The following is an 18,263-nucleotide window of genomic DNA, read 5'->3' as shown; positions in this document are numbered from 1 at the left end:
TCGGTGTGGGCGGCGAGGAGGCTCGGGGGCGGGGGCGCGGGACGGTTCTCCGACGGCGATCCGGTCCCTGTCGGTGAGCCCGAAGGCGTCGCCGGGCACGTAGTCGTCGCGGGGCCCGTAATCGTCGCCGAGCCCGTAATCGTCGCCGGGCACGTAGTCGTGGCCGAGCCCGTAGTAGTGGCCGGGCCCGTGCTTGCCGGTTCGGCCGACCTCGTCGCCGAGCGCGTCCTCGTCGGTTCGCCCGACCTCGTTGCCAAGCCCGACCTCGTCGGTTCGCCCGACCTCGTTGCCAAGCCCGACCTCGTCGGTTCGCCCGACCTCGTTGCCAAGCCCGACCTCGTCGGTTCGGCCGTCCTCGTCGGCGATTCCGTCCTCGCCGCCGGGCCGGTGAGAGGCGGCGGGCTGCTGCCGGGCGCCGAGCCGGTGAAAGGCAGCAGGCCGGTGTCAGACACCGGGCCAATGGGAGGCGGCAGGCTCGGCGTCTGAGCCGGCGCGGAGGCGCGCTCCCTCCACGCCTCCTCAGGCACCGGCCCGTGCCCCGACCGCGGACTCTCCGCCTCGGACCGGAGCGCGGGACAGTGACTCGGCGACGCGGACACGCTCTCCGGCCACAGGCTCAGCAGCGCGGACGAGCCCCCTGTCCACGGGCTCCGACGCGCAGGCCCGGCACCGGGAGCCGCCGACGGCGGTCCCGTCGGGGTGGACACCGGTGCGCCTTCACCGGGAAGACCAGGATGGTCGGGATGGTCGGGATGATCGGGATGATCGAGAGGACCGGGATGACTGTAATGCCCGAGAAGACCGGGAAGCCCGTGGGGACAAAGCACCGCCGGCCTCCCGCCTCGGGTCTGCGCGCTGGACCCGCGCGATTGGTCCCAGCCGACCATCGCAACGCCCGGACCGCAGGCCTCGTACACCCATGCGAGTGAAGCCGGTGACCCGGCTCCCTCCGACTCGGTCCGCGCGAGGTTACTGACACTTGCTGAGCGCAACCTGCATCAGCGCTGGATTCGCCATCCGTCGGCGCACACCCCCCTGCCAACGGTAAATGCCTTTTGGCGCCCCCTGGAGCCGCCCCTTCATCTCCTTGACAGTTCACTCAGTCCGTGGAGTACTGCGGAAAGCGACGCAGGGCAGACAAGTCGGGGGTGAGTCTCCTGCCGGAGTTGCGCTACCCCACTGTGACCGAAATCGTCTCGTCCGCGCGGGCGTTGGCGGCTCACCGGCCCGGCCTGTGCGCGCTCAGACAAGTCGGCGTCTCGCGCGCGGGCAGACCCATCCATCTGCTGTCCATGGGACACGCACGGCGCGCGGTCCTCGTCGTGGCGGGCGCCCACGCGAACGAGCCGACCGGCGGCTCGACCGTGCTGTCGGTGGCCGAACGGGTCATGCACGAGCGGGAGTTACGGGTCGACACCTCCTGGCACTTCCTGCTCTGCGCGGACCCGGACGGGGCGAGCCTCCATGTGACGCCCGCGCCGCGCACCCTGTTCGACTACCACCTCGGCTTCTTCCGCCCGGCCGGGCCCGAGCAGCCGGAGTGGTCCCCGTCCGTGCTGCCGCCCGACCGGCTGCCGCCCGAGACCCTCGCCCTGATCCAAGTGATCGACGAAGTACGGCCCTACCTCCAGGTCAGCCTGCACGGCACCGATCTGGGCGGCAGCTGGGTGCAGTTGACCAAGGACATCCCCGGGCTCGCCGAGCCGTTCGCCAAGTCCGCGGCGGAACTGCACATCCCGGTGGAGACGGCCGCGTCGGACGCCGCGGGCTGGCCCGCCTCCGGGCCCGGGGTGCATGTGATGCCGGCTCCCGGCCTGGACACGGCCTACCCGAGCATGCCCGACGACGCGCGGCACAGCACCTGGTACCACGCCCACCGGTACGGCGGTCTCACCGCCGTCGTCGAGGTGCCGATGTGGGCCAGCGACCTGGTGGACGACCCGACGCCGCACCCGGCCCCCGGGGCGGCGATGCGACGGCTGGCGCGCAGGCTCCTGCGGGACACGCTCCAGGTGGAGGCGGTACTCGCGGAGGCGCTGCCGCGGCTCCAGGGCCCCGACGGGCCGCTCCTGCGCGCCGCCAAGTGGGCGCTGGAACTGGTGCCGGGCCTGGCCGACGACTGGGCCCGGACACCACCGACGAACACGACGATGGCGTACGTCGGCAGTGTCGACGCGTTCGGCCGCCGGCTTCCGCTGCGGGCCGCCGCGATGCTGCTGCGGGTCCTCAGGGAGACGGGCGACCGCGAGGTGCCACACCTCGAACGGCTCGTCGCCGCCTGGAGCGACGCCTTCGCCGACCGCTTCCGTGCCCGCTGGGTTCCCCTGAACCACCAGGTCGAGCACCAGGCCCGTACGGTGATCGCGGCGGCCCGCCACGCGCGCGACGCCCCGGCCTGAAGAATCAGCCCCCAAAGCCTTCGAAGCCCCCAGGGCCCCCGAGGGCGAACACCGAGCCAGTCTCGACTCCCATCATGCAGGTGTTCGAGAAGGTGCGGGTGTACTCGGCCCGGTGGCCGTTCCACTCGCCGCGCGCGGAGGCGGTGACCGGTGCGTAGAGCATGGGGCAGAGGGCGTCGGCCCTGACCGGGATCCGGGTGATGTCCCCTTCGGCGGTGCGGAGTTCCTCGCAGGCCTGTGCCGCGTGGGCGTGCCCCTGAGGCGGATCGCAGAGCAGCAGCGTGCCGCGTGTGTCGCTGGAGCGGGCGTCGCCGGCGGTGACCGTGATGTACAGCCAGTTGCCCGGGACCGCCTGCCGCGGCATCGCCTGAGCCGGGGTCGGGGCCGGGGCCGGGGCCGCCGGGGCCGCGCCCACGGTGAGGAGCGTGACCGCCGCGAGCAGGCCGCCCCGTACCGCTTGAATGGTTTTCGTCATTCCCGATGCATCGGCACCGCGGCCTGCGAACCCCACCCTGTCTCACCCGAACGGGAGCGCACGCGCGCGCGGCGCCCGGCGAGATCGAACACGGCGAGCACCACGCGTGCCTGGTACTCGACCTGCCGCGCGACCGGGATCCAGCGCGCCCCGCAGCCGTCGCGGTAGTCGGCGCACCACTCGTCGATCAGCCGGTCGAGCTCCGGCAGCACTCCGCACGGGTCGTGTCCCGAGCCGGTCACGAGCTGGTGCAGCAGCCCGGCGGTGCGCAGGGCGACGCGGCGTCCCGCGAGGCGCAGGGCGGTGAGGCGCGCGATGTTGAGCGGCGGCAGAGGGCGCGCTCCACCGTCACGCAGGTCGGGGTCCCACGAGTCGGCGAGACCGGGGCCGACCAGTAAATAGTCGTCCACGGGGGCGAGGAGGCGGGCGACGTCCGGGGAGCCGCCGAGAACGGGGCGCACGCGCGCGAGGATCTCTTCCAGCAGCCCGGTGTCGCGGCGCAGCGTGTGGCTGACGGCGCGCAGCACCGCGTCGGCGTCGGCGGGCGGTGCGGGGTCCTCCACTGCGGCCACGCCCCACATGGGGGCTTCGACGACCGCTGTCACGGTGCCGTACGGGTGCGGGTGGAACCAGGTGGACTCGACCGCGGCCTCGGTGATGGCGGCCGCCAGGTCTCCACGGCGCGGCGGTGGGATGCGGTAGACGGCGGGGCCCAGCGACGGCCAGTACAGGGTGTCGTACGGGCCGAGTTCGCGCGGGATGCCGAGGCGGGTCGCGGTGTGCGCGACGCGCTGGGCGATGCCGGGCAGCTCGCGGGTGAGCTCCAGGAAGGCGCCACCCACGTCGACCCCGTGCAGGGAGCACTGCAGAAAGGGCCGCAGTTCGTCCTGGAGGTCGAGGAGGGCACGGGTCTCGGGCAGGGTGGCCCCGTCCGCGCCCTCGGGCAGCCATTCGGGCTGTTCCAGGAAGCCGGGCCGGAAGAAGTGCCTGAAGTAGTTGCCGAGGGTGTACGGGCCCGACAGCCAGGCCTCGTTGCGACGGGCGCCGTCGGGGTCGAGGCAGAGCAGCAGGTTCCAGGTGGCGTCCGCACCCGCGCACAACCGGGGGTCGGCGAGCGCCCGTTCGGCCACCCGCAGGACCGTGGCGCCGCCCACGGGTTCGTTGGCGTGCGGTCCGGCGACGACGAGGGCCTGGCGGCTGCCGTGCCCGACGGAGAGGAGCCACAGGGGCGAGCCCGCCCGTGACGTGCCCACGCGGCGCAGCCGAGCGTCGCGAGGACGGCGGGCGACGAGCGCGGCCGCACGGGCTCCCAGCTCGTCCACGGTCGGGTAGCGGGAGAGCGGCGGCAGGGCACACCTCCACATATGTGGTGCCGTCGGTTCACCTGATGTGCATGGTGTACGCACAGTCAGTCACGCCTCTGGGGGTACGTCAACACCGTGGAAGGTAAGGAGAGTCGAGGAAAACGGTGCGCGAATCCCAGGCCAGAGGTCAGTCGGCCACGCATGCGATGGCCGCCCGGGCGATCAGTCCGACACGCGCCGGAACGCCATCCGAACCCTCAGCCCGACCTACGCCGGAACATCGTGCAACCCTCAGTCCGACGCGAGCCGGAACGTCATCCGTCCGAAGCCGATCTGGTCGCCGTCCCTGACGACGGCGGCGCCGATGACGCGCCGCCCGTTGACGGTCGTGCCGTTGGTCGAGCCAAGGTCGCGCAGGACCCACAGGCCGCCCTGTCGGCTCAGTTCGGCGTGCACCCGGGACACCGTCTCGTGGTTGAGCCGCAGACCGCTGGCGGGGTCGCGGCCGATCCGCAGGGGATACATGCCCGCGGGGTGGGGCAGCAGCAGCTTCGGGAGCTTCTCGGCCTGCCAGGCCCTGCGCATCCGTACGGAAAAGCCGGAGATCGCCTCGACAGTGCCGAACACCGCCTTCGACCAGCGGCTCTCGGTGGGCAGATCGGCGGTGAGCACGGCCAGTTCATCGGACCTTCGGGCGGTGAGCGCCAGCTCCATGCGCCGGATGAACGTGTCGTGCGAGAGCCGCCCGAGGGCGACGCCGTCACGGAGCGCCTTCAGCGCCCGGTCGCGCTCCGCGTCGGACAGCCGCGCGGGGTACGTGTGGAACTCGAAGGACGACGTCACGTTGGTGATTGTCGGGCAGCGCGGGCGGGGTGTCCAGAACACACAGAAACAGCCGCCGCGGCCGACCGGACCGTTCGAGGTGGCGGACACGCGGCAAAAGGGGAGATTCGAAAGCGAATTGATCTCGCGTCACGCACCATGTACGAGCTACGTCACAGAAATGCAGACAACGGTGAGCAGACAAACGGTGAGCAGACAAGGGGGAACCGTCTGTGCGGTTCGAGGTGTGGGCACCGCAGGCCGACCGGGTGACACTCCACTGCGAGGGCACCACGCGCGCGTTGGAGCGCGATCCGGAGCGTGCGGGTTGGTGGACGGGTGACGCGGAGGCGCGGGACGGGACGCGGTACGGCTTCGCGCTGGATGGCGGCCCCGTGCTGCCCGATCCCCGCTCACGGCGACAGCCGGACGGCCCCGACGGGCTGAGCGCGGTGGTCGACCCGGAACTCTACGGCTGGCGCGCGGACTGGGCGGGTCGTCCGCTGCCGGGCGCGGTCCTGTACGAGTTGCACGTGGGGACGTACACCCGCGAGGGCACGCTGGACGCGGCCGCCGAGCGGCTCGGCCATCTCCAGGAACTGGGCGTCACCCACGTCGAGTTGATGCCGCTGTGCCCGTTCCCGGGGCGGCACGGATGGGGGTACGAGGGTGTGTCGCTGTGGGCCGTGCACGAGCCGTACGGCGGCCCGCAGGCGCTGAAGCGCTTTGTCGACCGGGCGCACGAGCTCGGCCTGGGTGTCGTCCTCGACGTCGTGCACAATCACCTCGGCCCGTCCGGCAACTACCTGCCCGCGTTCGGGCCGTACTTCACGGACACTCATCAGACGCCCTGGGGATCGGCGGTCAACCTGGACGCGCCCGGCTCGGACGAGGTGCGTGCGTATCTCATCGGCAGCGCGCTGGCGTGGCTGCGCGACTACCGGCTGGACGGACTGCGGCTTGACGCGGTGCACGCGCTGCGGGACACGCGCGCGCTGCACTTCCTGGAGGAGCTGTCGACGTCGGTGGACAGCCTCGCCGCCGATCTGGGCCGGCAGCTCTTCCTGATCGCCGAATCGGATCTGAACGACCCCCGGTTCATCACCCCCCGCGAGGAGGGCGGCCTCGGACTACAGGCACAGTGGAACGACGACTTCCACCACGCGCTGCACACCGCGCTGACCGGTGAGTCGCAGGGCTACTACGGGGACTTCGCGCGCGCCCCGCTCCCGGCACTCGCGAAAACGCTGACGTCCGGCTTCTTCCACGACGGCACGTACTCCAGTTTCCGCGGGCGCTCCCATGGCCGCCCGCTCGACCGTACGCGCGTCTCGGCGCACCGCCTGGTCGGCTACACGCAGACCCACGACCAGATCGGCAACCGCGCCCAGGGCGACCGGCTGTCGGCCTCCCTCTCCCCCGGTCTGCTGGCCTGCGCCGCCGCGCTGACGCTCACCGGGCCCTTCACGCCGATGCTGTTCATGGGCGAGGAGTGGGCGGCGGGCACGCCCTGGCAGTTCTTCACCGACCACACCGATCCGGATCTCGCCGAGGCCGTACGGCGGGGCAGGCGCCGGGAGTTCGCGGCACACGGCTGGGCCGAGGAGGACGTCCCGGACCCGCAGGACCCGGCCACCCGGGACCGGTCCTGTCTGGACTGGTCGGAGCCCGAAAAGGCACTCCACGCGCGCGTACTGGCCTGGTACCGCGATCTGATCACCCTGCGCCAACGCCAGGCCGACCTGTCGGACCCCGACCTCGCCGCGGTGAAGGTCGCCTACGACCAGGAGGCCCGCTGGCTCGCCCTGCGGCGCGGTGACGTCCGGGTGGCCGTGAACCTCGGCAAGGAGACCGCGACCATCCCCCTCGGCGTTCGCAACGCGCACGTGCTGGCCGCCTGGGAGCCGGTCAGGGCGCCGGGCGAGGACGGGGTGCTGAGTGTGCCGGGCGAATCGTGTGTGGTGCTGAGGCAGGCGTAGGGCCTGTGGTGGCTCAGTCGTCGCCCGTCAGTTCCGTGACCCGTTCCAGCAGGATCGGTTCCCAGGCTCGGCGCAGCTGGGTCCGCAGGAGGGTTACGGGACTGTCGCCGCGACCCTGGAGGCTGTCGGCGAGACGGATCACGGTGTCGCAGCGGGACAGCCACAGGCCGCGCAGGCAGGGACGGGCGCCGTACCCGGCGAGGGTGGCGGCGCGCACGGCCGCCGGGGCGCCGACCGCGATGGCGAGCCCCGCGATGTCCTCGGTGGGGTCGCCGAGCACCGCGTCTGTCCAGTCGAGGACGCCGCGCAGCCGGCCGTCGGCGCTGACGACGAGGTGTTCGCCCTTGAGGCCGTCGTGCACGAGGACGGCGACCCCGGGCTGGGCGGCGAGCTGAGCGGCGGCGGCCGCGGTGAGCTGGGCGAACCGGGCGGGGTCGAACTCGTCGGCGGCGGCGAGCTGTTCGGCGGCCCGTTCTGCGGACGTCCGCAGCTCCTCCAGGGAGCGCGGTGCGGCGCGCGGAACGCCGAGTGCCTCGGCCTGGCGTACGGGCACCTCGCGCAGCCCGGTGAGCAGCGCGGCGAGGTCCGCCTCGCCGATGGCGGAGACGTCCTGTTCCTCGCTGGTGACGCCGGCCAGCTTGGTGTCGAGGGTGTAGCCCAGCCCGGCGGCCCACTCGCCGTGCGCGACGCTCACCGGGACCGCGACCCCGACGTGTGGGCGGACCAGGTCACGCAGTCGCAGCTCGCGGCGCCGACGCGCGGAGGCCTCGCGGTCCGGGGCGAGCCTCAGCACATGGCGCGTACCGACCCACCAGGTGGAGTGTCCGCCGGCCTCGGCGACGGGCCGGACCTCGGGGCCCGGGCCCGCCGTGGGGGCGTCGGTGAGCAGGGAACGGACCAGCCGGCGGACAGTGTCCACGGTCGGTGTCGGTACCTGGGTCATGGGCGCGCCGCTGTCGTTCGGGGACGTGGGGTACGAGAGGGGACAGACGTTCGTAGAGGGAAGGGCGGTCAGTCGACGGTCACCAGCTCGCGGGAGGTGGTGTTGAGGCGGCGTCCGCCGTCCGCGGTCACCGTCACGATGTCCTCGATGCGCACTCCGAAGCGGCCGGGCAGATAGATGCCGGGCTCCACGGAGAAGCACATTCCGGGGACGAGGGGCAGTTCCTCGCCCTCGATCATGTACGGCGGTTCGTGGGTGGTGACGCCGATGCCGTGCCCGGTGCGGTGGATGAAGTACTCGCCGTACCCGGCCTCGGTGATGACCGCGCGGGCCGCCCGGTCGACGTCCTGGCAGGCGGCGCCGGGCCGCACCGCCCGGAAACCCGCCTCCTGCGCCTCGCGCACGATGTCGTGCACCGCGCGCTCCTCGTCGTCCGGTTCGCCGACGTGGACCGTGCGGGAGGTGTCGGAGCCGTAGCCGTACTTGAGGCCACCGAAGTCGAGGACGACCATGTCGCCGCGTTCGATGACGCGGTCGCCCGCCTCGTGGTGCGGGTTCGCTCCGTTCGGGCCCGAGGCGACGATGGTGAAGTCGACCTGGGAGTGCCCGAACTGCCGCAGCAGGGCGGCGACATCGGCGGCCACGTCCGTCTCCCGCCGGCCGGCGAAGGGAACCTTCCGGATCTCCTCGTACGTCGCGTCCGCGGCGGCGCCGGCCGCCGCCAGCCGGTCCAGTTCCGCCGCGTCCTTGACACCCCGCAGCATCGGCAGGGTCTCGGTGAGGGCCAGGTATCGCGTGTCCGGCAGCCGTTTCTGGAGGCCCAGCAGGTGCAGGGCCCAGGTGTTGTCGCTGATGCCATAGCGGCCGTAGCCGGTGAGAAGGGCGCCGGTCGCCTCGTACGGGTCCTTGCCGTCGGTCCAGTCGCGGAGGGCCAGCGTGGGGGCCGCCGCCGCCGCGTCCGGGGCCTCCAGGGTGGGCACGACCAGGACGGGGTCCTGACCGGGCCTGAGCACCAGCACGGTGAGCCGCTCGGTCTCCACGGGCCGGTACCCGGTCAGCCACACCAGATCGGGCCCCGGCGCGACCAGTACGCCGTCCAGCCCCGCGTCCGCTGCCGCCTCGGCCGCGCGTCGCATACGGGCCTCGTAGTCACCGCTGGTGAAGGGCGCGGGCGTGCCGGTCATCCATGCCTCCGTCTGTCCCGGGTTCCCCAGGGGGCTACGGGCAGCATCCTGCCCCTCCGACGGGACGGGCGCGAGCCGGGCGACCGGGTTTCCCGATCAGGTCACCACCCCTGGGGTCGTGGACAGCTGCTGTTCGTTGCCGTTGGCGTGCCGCACGGTGAGGGTGACGGAGGTTCCGGGCTTCGCGGCGGCGACCGCCCGTGCCAGGTCGGCGGCCCGGTCGATACGGGTCTCGCCGAAGGCGAGCAGTACGTCACCGCGGACCAGGCCCGCCGTGTAACCCGGCCCGGGGACATGGACACCGACGACGAGTGCGCCCGTGCCCTCGGGGACGTCGACGGCCTCGACGGCGAGCGTCGCCCGCACGGACTCCTTCTTCTCCGGTTGTTCCTCCGGTTCCTTGGCCGGGGCTGAGCTCACGCCGCCCGGAGCCGCCTTGGACCCGGTCGGAGGTGGGGCCGCGGCCGCCTGCTTCTGCAGATCCGCCAGCTTGCTCATCCCGATCACGGTGGCGCCCACCGTGCCGAGTCCGACGCCCGACAGCACCAGGACGGTCCCCACGAAGAGGCCGAAGAGGAGAGTCATCAGCCGCTTGCCGCGTCGCCGCGCGGCGTGCGGACGCCGGTTGCCGCCGGCCGGACGGCCACCGCCCGGCTCCTGACCGGGCATCGGCTTGGGACGCAACGCGGTCTGTTCCATGGATCGCCTCCGGCAGCTGCTCTGTGGATCGCCCCCGGGTGTTGCTACCCGGCGCCCAGGCACCCGACGATCCACGAACGAGTGAGACTGCCAAGCGCGTTCGAGAGGAGGGCGGTCTCGCCGAGACAACCGAAACCGCCCCGGAGATGCGCGCGGAATTCGCGGAGCTCTCCGAGGCGGCACGGGTGAGCGTCAGACCGACGCGGCTACCGGGGTCCCCGACCAGTTGAACGGGAGCGCGGACGCCTGGTCCGGAAGGAAGCCGTGGGCGCGGCGGGCCAGGTCCGCGGCGCCGTAGCGGTGGCAGTCCTGGTGCCACTTCAGGATGCCGGCGAGCCAGTTCTGCAGCTCCACGACATAGCTCTGCATGATCCCGCGCACCTCCTCCGAGAGCTTGAAGTCCTCGTACAGGATGGGCAGTTCATGGGTGGCGACGTACTGGAACTGCTGCATGCGCTGGGTCATCAGGTCGTGGATGACGTTCAGCGCGGTCGGGTAGTCGCAGCCGAAGAAGTTCTGCACGACGAGGATGCCGTTGTGCACCTCGCCCTCGTACTCGATCTCCTTCTGGTAGGAGAAGACGTCGTTCAGGAGCATCGCGTAGTCCATGGCGGCGTTCTCCAGCGACCGGACGGGGCCGCTGCGGTAGACCTCCGGCGGTACCTTCCGGCCGTGGCCGATGCGGCACAGGCTCATGGTGAGTTCGGAGCCGAAGGTGGCGCGGCGCATTTCCAGGTAGTCGACCGGGTCGGGGATGCGGTGCTGGATCTGGTTGGACAGCTCCCACAGCCAGCTCTCCGTCATCACGTCGACCGCGGCCCGGAACTGGCGACGCTCGTCCGGGGTCATGTCCGCGGCGGTGCGCTGCCAGAGGTCGATGAGGCCGCGCTCCATCCCGTTGACCGGGACGGGGACCTCTTCGCCGTCGATGGGCATGCAGGCCGACAGTCGCGCGGTGACCAGCTTGGCGGTGGCCAGGTCGCGGCGGTTGCCGAAGACGAGCGGGTAGTAGTCGTCGCCGTAGGTGCCCCAGGCCAGCCACTGGGAGCTGACGTCGAGGGCCTGAGGCGTCGCGTCCGGGTGGATGCCCGCCGCGCACAACGGCAGGTCGTAGGCGAGGAGTTTGTCCTCGTCCCAGACGCCCTCCTGGAGCATGCCCATGTCGTGCATCCAGCCGGTGAGCCGGTCCCTGGCCCCCTCCAGGTGCGGGCTGAGCGTCAGCTCGAACGGCATGTAGAAGTCGGGGAGTTGAGAGGGCCCGACCTTCTGGAACGGGACATGGGTGTACGAGCGCAGCCGCTCCGCCCCGGCCGCGGAGAGCAGCACGCCGATGTCGACGGCGGACGTCCCGAACCCGGCGGCGCCGAAGGGCTCGCCCTGCGACAGGGCCCCCTCGTTCATGTAGCGGCTGGACCGCATGTGCCACTCGTGGCCGCCGGACTGCCAGTCCTGGAGCCCTTGTGTGTACGCGGCGACCGCCACGACCTCGTCCGGAGTGAGTCCGTTCTCCACGGCCAGCGCGGGCACTTCGGTGAACGCCGTGTGCTCGAACTGGTGGAGCCGGGAGGTGAGCACGTCGTTGACGATCTCGGCGGCCTCCTGGGTCGTGCAGCCGAAGAAGGTCTCCAGGACGAGGACGCCGTTGCTGAGCTCGCCCTCGTCCTCGACCTCCCGCTGGTACGAGAAGAGGTCGTTGCGCAGATGCACCCCGTCGGAGAACGTCTCCATCAGCACCCGCAGCGGCCTCGCCTCGGCGACCGCGGTGGGCACTTCACGGGTCGCGTACTCGACGAGCCCCGCGGACCAGGGGGCGCCGCCCACCTTGCGGCGCATCTCGATGTACTCGACGGGGTTGGAGACCCGCCCTTCGTTGATGTTGGAGAGCTCCCACAGCGACTCGTTCAGCAGATGCTCGGTGGAGACCGCGAACCGCCTGCGCCACTCGACGGACATCGCGGGCACCGTGCGCGCCCAGAGGTCGGCGAGCCCCGCTTCGACGGGATTTTCCGGCTCCGGTACGGGAGTTGAGAGATCCAGCGGCATGAAGAGCGGCAGCCGGTCGAGGTAGGCCTTGCCGCCGTCGCGGTCCTGACTGCGTTTGAAGATCTCCAGGAAGTGGTCGTCGAAGAAGAACACCCACACGTACCAGTCGGTGATGAGCGAGAGTGCCGGGCCGTCGCAGTCGGGGTGCGTGTACGCGCAGAGCAGTCCGTAGTCGTGCGCGTCGAGGTCGGACTGCTCCCAGATGCCGGAGCCCTCCAGCATGCCCATTCCGCGGGCCCACTCGACCGAGTGGGCCCGTGCCTCGTCGAGATGCGGGTTCAGCCGCGCGGGATACGGCATGTAGAAGTGCGGGAGTTCGAACGGCTGCGTCATGGCCGGGCCCTACCCATGGCCCTCCGGGGGCATCCACGGGCCAGGACATGATCACACCATCGCGTGAATCACCGTGCGAACGTACGCCACACCGGCGAAGGCCGTGCGCGGAGCCCGCGCCACCGCCCGTTCGACCGAAGGCTCGGCGGTCTCACCGCCTGACCTGAATCAGCGTGTGTGTGCCGCTCGTGCGCCAGCGCTGTTCCTCGGCGGCGTCGAGTGCTGCCTCGGTGCGGGCGTCGAGGCCGACGGTCACGTCGGACTTGAGCGTGCGCAGGGCGGCGACCGGGCCGGGGAAGTACGCGGTGGTGGTCGCGAAGGGCGTCGTGGCGGGCCAGCGCCTGTCGCCGATGAGGCGGCGGTAGTTCAGGTCACCCTTCATGATCGTCACGTCCGCCCCGGCAAACTCCTCGCGCAGGTCATCCGGCATATCGGCGTACGGCAGGGGTGCGCAGGAGAAGGGATGGGCCCGGACCGTGAGGCGGCCGTCGGCCATCGCCGACCAGAGGCGGTGACCGGACTCACCGGCCGCGCCCTTCGCCGCGGTGAGGTGGCGCAGCGCGTCGACCACGTCCGCGGTCGTGGCGTCGGAGACGTAGTACGGGTACGGCTTCACGTGCAGGACGGCCCGCCCGGCGCGGCGGTGCAGCAGGAGGTGGTCGATGAGAAGCAGGTCCGGGATGAGTTCGCGGCCCGCGTTGTCCGCGACCACGCAGAGGGTGCCGCCGGCGAACAGCGACCGCAGCGACTCGCTGTCATCAGCTACGAGTTGTGAGTCGCCGGCCGTTTCACCGTCGGCGGAGGCCAGGCGGAAGCCGAGGTCCGCGCGGTTCCCCCACAGCGAGCCGTGCAGCAGCGCCAACTCCTGCTCCTCGACCGGCTGGTGCGCGCGTTCGTCGAGCGCGGCGAGTTCCTCGTCCGCCTCCGAGGTGTCGAGCTCGGCGAGCTTGAAAGGGCGGAAGGGGTCGATGCCCTTCCAAGGCCCGGCGGCGAAGTACCCGACGGCTTCGAGGAGTTGGCGGTAGAAGTAGCTCTCGGACCACAGGAAGGGCACGTCGAACCAGGACCGGCCGAAGTACTCCCGCCCCCACGTCTCCCACCGCTCACGGTCCGCCGCCCCCGCACCGAGCGGCTCGATGACGCCCTCGGTGCAGTTCTTCAGCAGGTCGTCGAGCCCCCGACGCTGCTCGGGCCCGTAGGGAAAGGCGTCCCGCACCTTCCGGACGAGCGCCGGATGCCGCTCGGCCAGCACACTCCAGGGGAGCGAACCCGGCACGTTGCTCAGGACCACGGGTGTTGCGGGGGCTTCAGACATGGCGGTGCGTTCCTCCGGGGCTGGGCAGGGCCTCGGCAGGCACACTATCCGGCGTGCCACGGCCTCGCGGCCCCCCGGAACCCGGGGTGCCGCGAGGCACCGTACGGCATGACCCCTGTGGGCGTCAGAAGGTCAGCTTCCAGCTGTTGATCGTGCCCGTGTCCTGCGCCGCCGTGTCCTGGACGCGGAGTTTCCAGGTGCCGTTCGCGGTCTCGGTGGAGGCGTTGACCGTGTATGTGGCGCTGACGTTGTCCGCGGAGTCCGAGGAGCTGGCGGCCTTCAGGCGGTAGGTCGAACCGTCCGGGGCGACCAGGTCGATCACCAGGTCACCGCGGTAGGTGTGGGTGATGTCGACGCCGACCTGAAGGGCGGTGGGCGCGTTGCCGGTGCGGCCGCTGACGGTGATCGGCGAGTCGACGGCGGACCCGGCGTCCGGGATGGGGACGGCCGAGGTGCTGGTGAAGGTGGTGCCCCCCGTGGAGCCGCCGGACCCGCTCACCGCCTGCACCGTCTTGGTCGCGTCCGCCAGACCGGCGCCGCAGCCTCCGGTGCAAGCCCCGGGCAGGGCACGGGCGTTGGTCTTGATGGCCGACTCGATCTGGGCCGGGGTCAGCGAGGAGTTCGCCGACTTCATCAGCGCGACCAGACCCGCGATGTGCGGGGTGGCCATGCTGGTGCCCTGGTAGTACGCGTACGACTCCGTGGACGGCGTCTTCGTACCGGAGTTCAGTGTGGAGAGGATGCCGTTCGCGGTGCCGGTGCTGGTCTGGCCGCCGGGGGCCGCGATGTCCACGAGGGTGCCGTAGTTGGAGTACGAGGCGCGGGCGCCGGTGCGGTTCGTCGCGGCGACGTTGATGACGTTGCTGCAGCTCGACGGGGAGTAGCCCGAGGTGTTGGAGTTCTCGTTGCCGGCGGCCACGACGACCGTCGTACCGCGGTTCACGGCGGCGGTGATGGCGGTCTGGGTGGCGGAGGTGCAGGCACCGGAGCCGCCGAGGCTCATGTTGATGACCTTGGCGACGTTGGCGTTGGCGGGGACGCCGGAGACGCTGCCGCCGGACGCCCAGGTGATCGCGTCGATGATGTCGGAGTCGTAGCCGCCGCACTTGCCGAGGACGCGCAGCGGGGAGATCTTCGCGTTGTAGGCGATGCCCGCGACGCCCTTGCCGTTGTTGGTGACGGCGGCGATGGTGCCCGCGACATGCGTGCCGTGCCAGGAGGAGTTGCTTGAACCGGTGCCGGTACCGCACTCGTCGGTCGCGTACCAGTCGCCCGGGTCGGCCGGGTTGCTGTCGCGCCCGTCGCCGTCGACCGAGACCGCGGTGTCGGAGATGAAGTCGTAGCCGGCGACGATGTTCCCGGCGACGTCGGAGTGCGTGACGTAACCCGTGTCGATGACGGCGACCGTCACACCGCTGCCGGTGGAGGTGGCCCAGGCCCCCGGGACGTTCATGCCCGCCGTGGACTCGAACAGGTCCCACTGCTTGCTGTACTCGGTGTCGTTCGGGTCCGCCTGCGGCTTGTTGAGACGGTCCGGTACGACGTACGCGACCTGCGGGTCCGCCTGGTACCGCGCGATGACGTCGGCGACGTCCGCCTTCTTGAGCTCGGCGCCCAGGTCGACCAGGGCCGCGCCGGTGCCGAGGCGGCGCTGGAAGTCGAGGTCCTCGCCCGCCTCCTCGCCCTTGGCCCGGGCATCGGCGTCGGCGGCCGTGTTGGACCTGGCCTCGGCGGCGCCGGACTTGTAGCCGACGATCAGGCGCTCGGCGGGGGCGGCGACGGCCTGCGCGGCGGGGGTGGCCTCAACGGTGGCCGCGGGGGTCTGCGCGACGGCGACCGAGGTGGTCGTACCGGCCAGCAGCGCGGCGGATATCGCGGCGACGGATATCAGCTTCCGTCTGACTCCGCGGGAGCGCGAGGGCGAGGTCAAGGTCGAGGAACGCAAGGGCTTGCCTTTCGGGGCCGGCTCCGGGCAGCGCGATGCGAGGCGGAGCAGCGGTCGATTCGCTTCGTCGTCGAAGCGGCGGGGGGTGCGGAACCAGAAAGCGGCGCGGTGGCCGGCCATGCGCAAGCGACCTGATCAGGGGTTTCCTGTGGGGTGGCTGTGGTCGAACAATAGGCAAACCGCAGGTGAGAGGGATACAGGGGAAACCCTCGATCTGGCTGGTAACCAACCCTCAGGTGCGGGCAGTTAGGCCGGAACACCCTGGTTCACCCGAGTTGGGCATCTGAACACGGGGCGCCTGCTTCCCGTACTTCACCGTGCGGTGCGGCCGCTCAAGTGATGCGGTGCGGCCGCACCGGCTTTCCCCCTGCTTCCCCGCGTCACTCGCTTGACTCTCTCGACCGCTTCAACCGCTCTACCGCTTCACCCGCTTTCCCGACCCGCCGAGGAGACCCACCGATGACCGCACACCGCACCGCCACCGCGGCCGCCGTCGCCGTGGGGCTGCCCCTGCTGCTCACCGCCCTGGCCGCGGGACCCGCCCAGGCACACGGCGCGCCGACGGATCCGGTCAGCAGGGTGGCGGCGTGCTCGCCCATGGGCGGGGGCAACACACGTACGGCGGCCTGCGCGGCGGCGATCGCCGCGAACGGCGCGCCCTTCACGGCCTGGGACAACCTCCGGGTCGCCGGCGTCAACGGCCACGACCGCGAGGTGATCCCCGACGGGCAGCTCTGCAGCGGAGGCCTCCCCGAATACAAGGGCCTCGACCTCGCCCGCGCCGACTGGCCCTCGACATCCCTGACTCCCGGCGCGTCCTTCACCCTCATGTACAGCTCGACGATCCCGCACACCGGGACCTTCAAGCTGTATCTGACCAAGCCGGGTTACGACCCGAAGCAGCCCCTGAAGTGGTCCGACCTGCCCACGCAGCCGTTCGCCACCGCCACCGACCCGGCTCTCGTCAACGGCGCCTACCGCATCAAGGCCACGCTGCCGTCCAACCGGACCGGCCGCCAGATGCTCTACACGATCTGGCAGAACTCCAGTACCTCGGACACGTATTACTCGTGCTCGGACGTGGTCTTCCCGGCAAAGAAGGCCGGAGGAGCCGGGGCTGCCACACCGGCGGCCTCCGCTCCTGCCCGGCAGACACCTTCGCCCACCACGCCGAAGACGTCGGCACCACCGAAGACGACTTCTCCGGCCGAGCAGACGCCCACCCCCACGCAGACGAGCCCTTCACCGGCCCAGGAGACAGCTCCCGACGACCTCACCCCCGTCGCCGACAGCAATTCCGGAGGCAACAGCGGGCTCCCCCTGGTCGCGGGCGGAGCGGCGGCGCTCCTCCTCGCCGCGGGCATCGGCTTCACTGTCTGGCGTCGCCGCTGAGCCCCTCGACGGCTGGACCTGCCGTTCCCGTTCGCCGCAACTTCCGTACCGCGAGCGCCAGTTGCAGCCGCAGGCGGCCCTGCGGGGAGTGCACGTCCCAGCCGAGGATGTGCTCGACCTGTACGAGGCGTTCCTGGAGCGTCGAGTGATGCACCGTCAGCTCGGTGGCCGCCGCGCGCAGGCTCGGCGCGGAGGCCACCGCGTGAAGTGTCGCGGCCGCCCAGGAGACCTCCGCGAGGGCGCGGTCCACGGCGAGTTCGTCGGGGATCGGCGGGGTGTCCGGGCCCACCGCCGCCGCGAGCAGTGCCAGACCGCCGAGCTCGTCGGCGTACACCGTGCGGGGCCCGGGGTCGTGCACCGTGCCCTCGGCGGTGAGCCGGAGTGCGGTCCGCGCGCCGGCCCACGACCGCGGAAGCTCGGCCGGTTCCACGGCCGGCCCGACACCGGCCCGCCGCGCCTCGATCCCGTGCCGCCCGGCCGGCACGATCTCCGCGCCGCCCCCTTGCAGCGCCACCGCGCGCACCGACTGCCCCCGCTTCAGCCCCAGTTGGGCTGCGGCATGCGTACGCGTGGCATCCGGTGCGGAAGCGTCGAGGACCACCTCGACCAGCGCGGGATCGGGGGCGGGCGCGGCTGGCGGCGCCCACCCACGCGTCCGCTCCAGGACCGCCCGTACAGCACCCGCAGCCCGCTCCAGGATCATCGCGCGTACGCCGTCAGGCGGACCGGGAAGCTCCAGCCACAGGGCGGCTGCGATGTCCGGAACCGCCACATCCACGTGGGTGACCGTCGCCGGGGAGCCGACGGTGACCGGCGGGGCCGACTGCCGGGCGGCGCCGGAAGTGTCGAGCTGCGCCCGGAGCGGGGCGGCGTGGGGGGTGTCAAGCGATGCCGAGTCCGGGGCGGCGTCCCGAGTGCCCACGCGCTCCCGCGGCCGGGCCACGTCGGAGGCGTCGAGCGGCACCTGCGCAGGGACGGCGTCGGGCTGGTCAGGCGGGACCCCTTGCCCGACCACGCCCGCGGTGCCCAGCGACACCGAGCCCGACGCGGCCTCCGGTATCCCCGGCGGCACCGAGCCCGAAGCGGCCCCCGGCGTACCCATTCGCCCCCGCAGCCGACCGCCCACCTCGGAGGCGTCGAGCGGCGCCCACGGCCACGCCGGATCCACCGGCCCTCCGGAGTCCTCGCGCCGTCCGTCCGGTTCGACCCGGATCCGGACGCCGCGCCGCTCGTCGACCAGTCGGGCGGGATAGCCGGACAGTACGGCGGCGCCGCGTACCAGCGCCTCCAGACCGACCCGGCCCTCCATCAGACGGTCGAAGTAGGCGATGACCTGTAGCGCGGCGCCCGCATCTGGGTCGAGCTCCGCGAGCCGCCCTGCCAGCTCTCTCACGCTCACCATCCTGCGACCGCCGGCCCGCCCTGCCAAG

14 protein-coding genes are annotated in these 18,263 nt (G+C 71.8%); 4 read left to right on the top strand and 10 right to left on the bottom strand.

Features of this window, described 5'->3' with window-relative positions; genetic code table 11:
* Positions 1–3: 3 nt before the first annotated feature.
* The gene (locus AB0N66_RS01025; protein WP_365426586.1) at positions 4–486 is read left to right on the top strand and encodes a hypothetical protein; all 483 of its coding nucleotides are present in this window, start codon (positions 4–6) and stop codon (positions 484–486) included.
* A gap of 662 nt (positions 487–1,148) precedes the next feature.
* Positions 1,149–2,399, top strand: a complete 1,251-nt coding sequence (locus tag AB0N66_RS01020) for a M14 family zinc carboxypeptidase (RefSeq protein WP_365426583.1) — start codon at positions 1,149–1,151, stop codon at positions 2,397–2,399.
* A gap of 4 nt (positions 2,400–2,403) precedes the next feature.
* On the opposite strand, the gene AB0N66_RS01015 is transcribed toward AB0N66_RS01020, so the two are convergent.
* From AB0N66_RS01015 to AB0N66_RS01005, 3 genes are all read right to left on the bottom strand, one after another.
* On the bottom strand, positions 2,404–2,874 hold the full coding sequence (locus tag AB0N66_RS01015) for an SSI family serine proteinase inhibitor (protein ID WP_365426580.1): 471 nt from the start codon (positions 2,872–2,874) through the stop codon (positions 2,404–2,406).
* Positions 2,871–4,238, bottom strand: a complete 1,368-nt coding sequence (locus tag AB0N66_RS01010) for a M14 family zinc carboxypeptidase (protein ID WP_365426577.1) — start codon at positions 4,236–4,238, stop codon at positions 2,871–2,873. The genes AB0N66_RS01015 and AB0N66_RS01010 overlap by 4 nt, the downstream gene beginning before the upstream one ends.
* A gap of 231 nt (positions 4,239–4,469) precedes the next feature.
* A complete protein-coding gene (locus AB0N66_RS01005; protein ID WP_365426574.1) occupies positions 4,470–5,021 on the bottom strand; it encodes a DUF1707 and FHA domain-containing protein in 552 nt (183 codons plus the stop codon).
* A gap of 212 nt (positions 5,022–5,233) precedes the next feature.
* Between AB0N66_RS01005 and treZ the strand changes: the two genes are divergently transcribed.
* A complete protein-coding gene (gene treZ / locus AB0N66_RS01000) occupies positions 5,234–6,979 on the top strand; it encodes a malto-oligosyltrehalose trehalohydrolase (protein ID WP_365426571.1) in 1,746 nt (581 codons plus the stop codon).
* A gap of 13 nt (positions 6,980–6,992) precedes the next feature.
* On the opposite strand, the gene AB0N66_RS00995 is transcribed toward treZ, so the two are convergent.
* From AB0N66_RS00995 to AB0N66_RS00970, 6 genes are all read right to left on the bottom strand, one after another.
* The gene (locus AB0N66_RS00995; RefSeq protein WP_365426568.1) at positions 6,993–7,922 is read right to left on the bottom strand and encodes an aminoglycoside phosphotransferase family protein; all 930 of its coding nucleotides are present in this window, start codon (positions 7,920–7,922) and stop codon (positions 6,993–6,995) included.
* A gap of 68 nt (positions 7,923–7,990) precedes the next feature.
* Positions 7,991–9,106, bottom strand: coding sequence for an aminopeptidase P family protein (locus AB0N66_RS00990; protein ID WP_365426565.1), 1,116 nt, complete (start codon positions 9,104–9,106; stop codon positions 7,991–7,993).
* 96 nt (positions 9,107–9,202) lie between these two features.
* Entirely contained in the window at positions 9,203–9,805 is a 603-nt protein-coding gene (locus tag AB0N66_RS00985; protein WP_365426562.1) for a PDZ domain-containing protein, read from the bottom strand.
* Positions 9,806–9,997: 192 nt separating this feature from the next.
* Positions 9,998–12,181 (bottom strand): germacradienol/geosmin synthase Cyc2, encoded by a 2,184-nt coding sequence (cyc2, locus tag AB0N66_RS00980; protein ID WP_365426559.1) that lies wholly within the window; start codon positions 12,179–12,181, stop codon positions 9,998–10,000.
* A 151-nt stretch (positions 12,182–12,332) separates the two neighbouring features.
* Positions 12,333–13,496, bottom strand: a complete 1,164-nt coding sequence (locus AB0N66_RS00975; protein WP_365426556.1) for a damage-control phosphatase ARMT1 family protein — start codon at positions 13,494–13,496, stop codon at positions 12,333–12,335.
* 124 nt (positions 13,497–13,620) lie between these two features.
* Positions 13,621–15,561, bottom strand: a complete 1,941-nt coding sequence (locus AB0N66_RS00970) for a S8 family serine peptidase (protein WP_365426553.1) — start codon at positions 15,559–15,561, stop codon at positions 13,621–13,623.
* 339 nt (positions 15,562–15,900) lie between these two features.
* Between AB0N66_RS00970 and AB0N66_RS00965 the strand changes: the two genes are divergently transcribed.
* Entirely contained in the window at positions 15,901–16,833 is a 933-nt protein-coding gene (locus AB0N66_RS00965) for a lytic polysaccharide monooxygenase (protein ID WP_365426550.1), read from the top strand.
* Here the strand turns inward: AB0N66_RS00965 and AB0N66_RS00960 are convergent.
* Positions 16,811–18,226 (bottom strand): helix-turn-helix domain-containing protein, encoded by a 1,416-nt coding sequence (locus AB0N66_RS00960; protein ID WP_365426547.1) that lies wholly within the window; start codon positions 18,224–18,226, stop codon positions 16,811–16,813. The two genes, AB0N66_RS00965 and AB0N66_RS00960, sit on opposite strands and share 23 nt — an antisense overlap.
* Positions 18,227–18,263 lie beyond the last annotated feature (37 nt).

This window comes from Streptomyces sp. NPDC093544 (assembly GCF_040683495.1).
Classification (GTDB): domain Bacteria; phylum Actinomycetota; class Actinomycetes; order Streptomycetales; family Streptomycetaceae; genus Streptomyces.
This window is presented reverse-complemented; position numbering and strand designations above follow the sequence as displayed.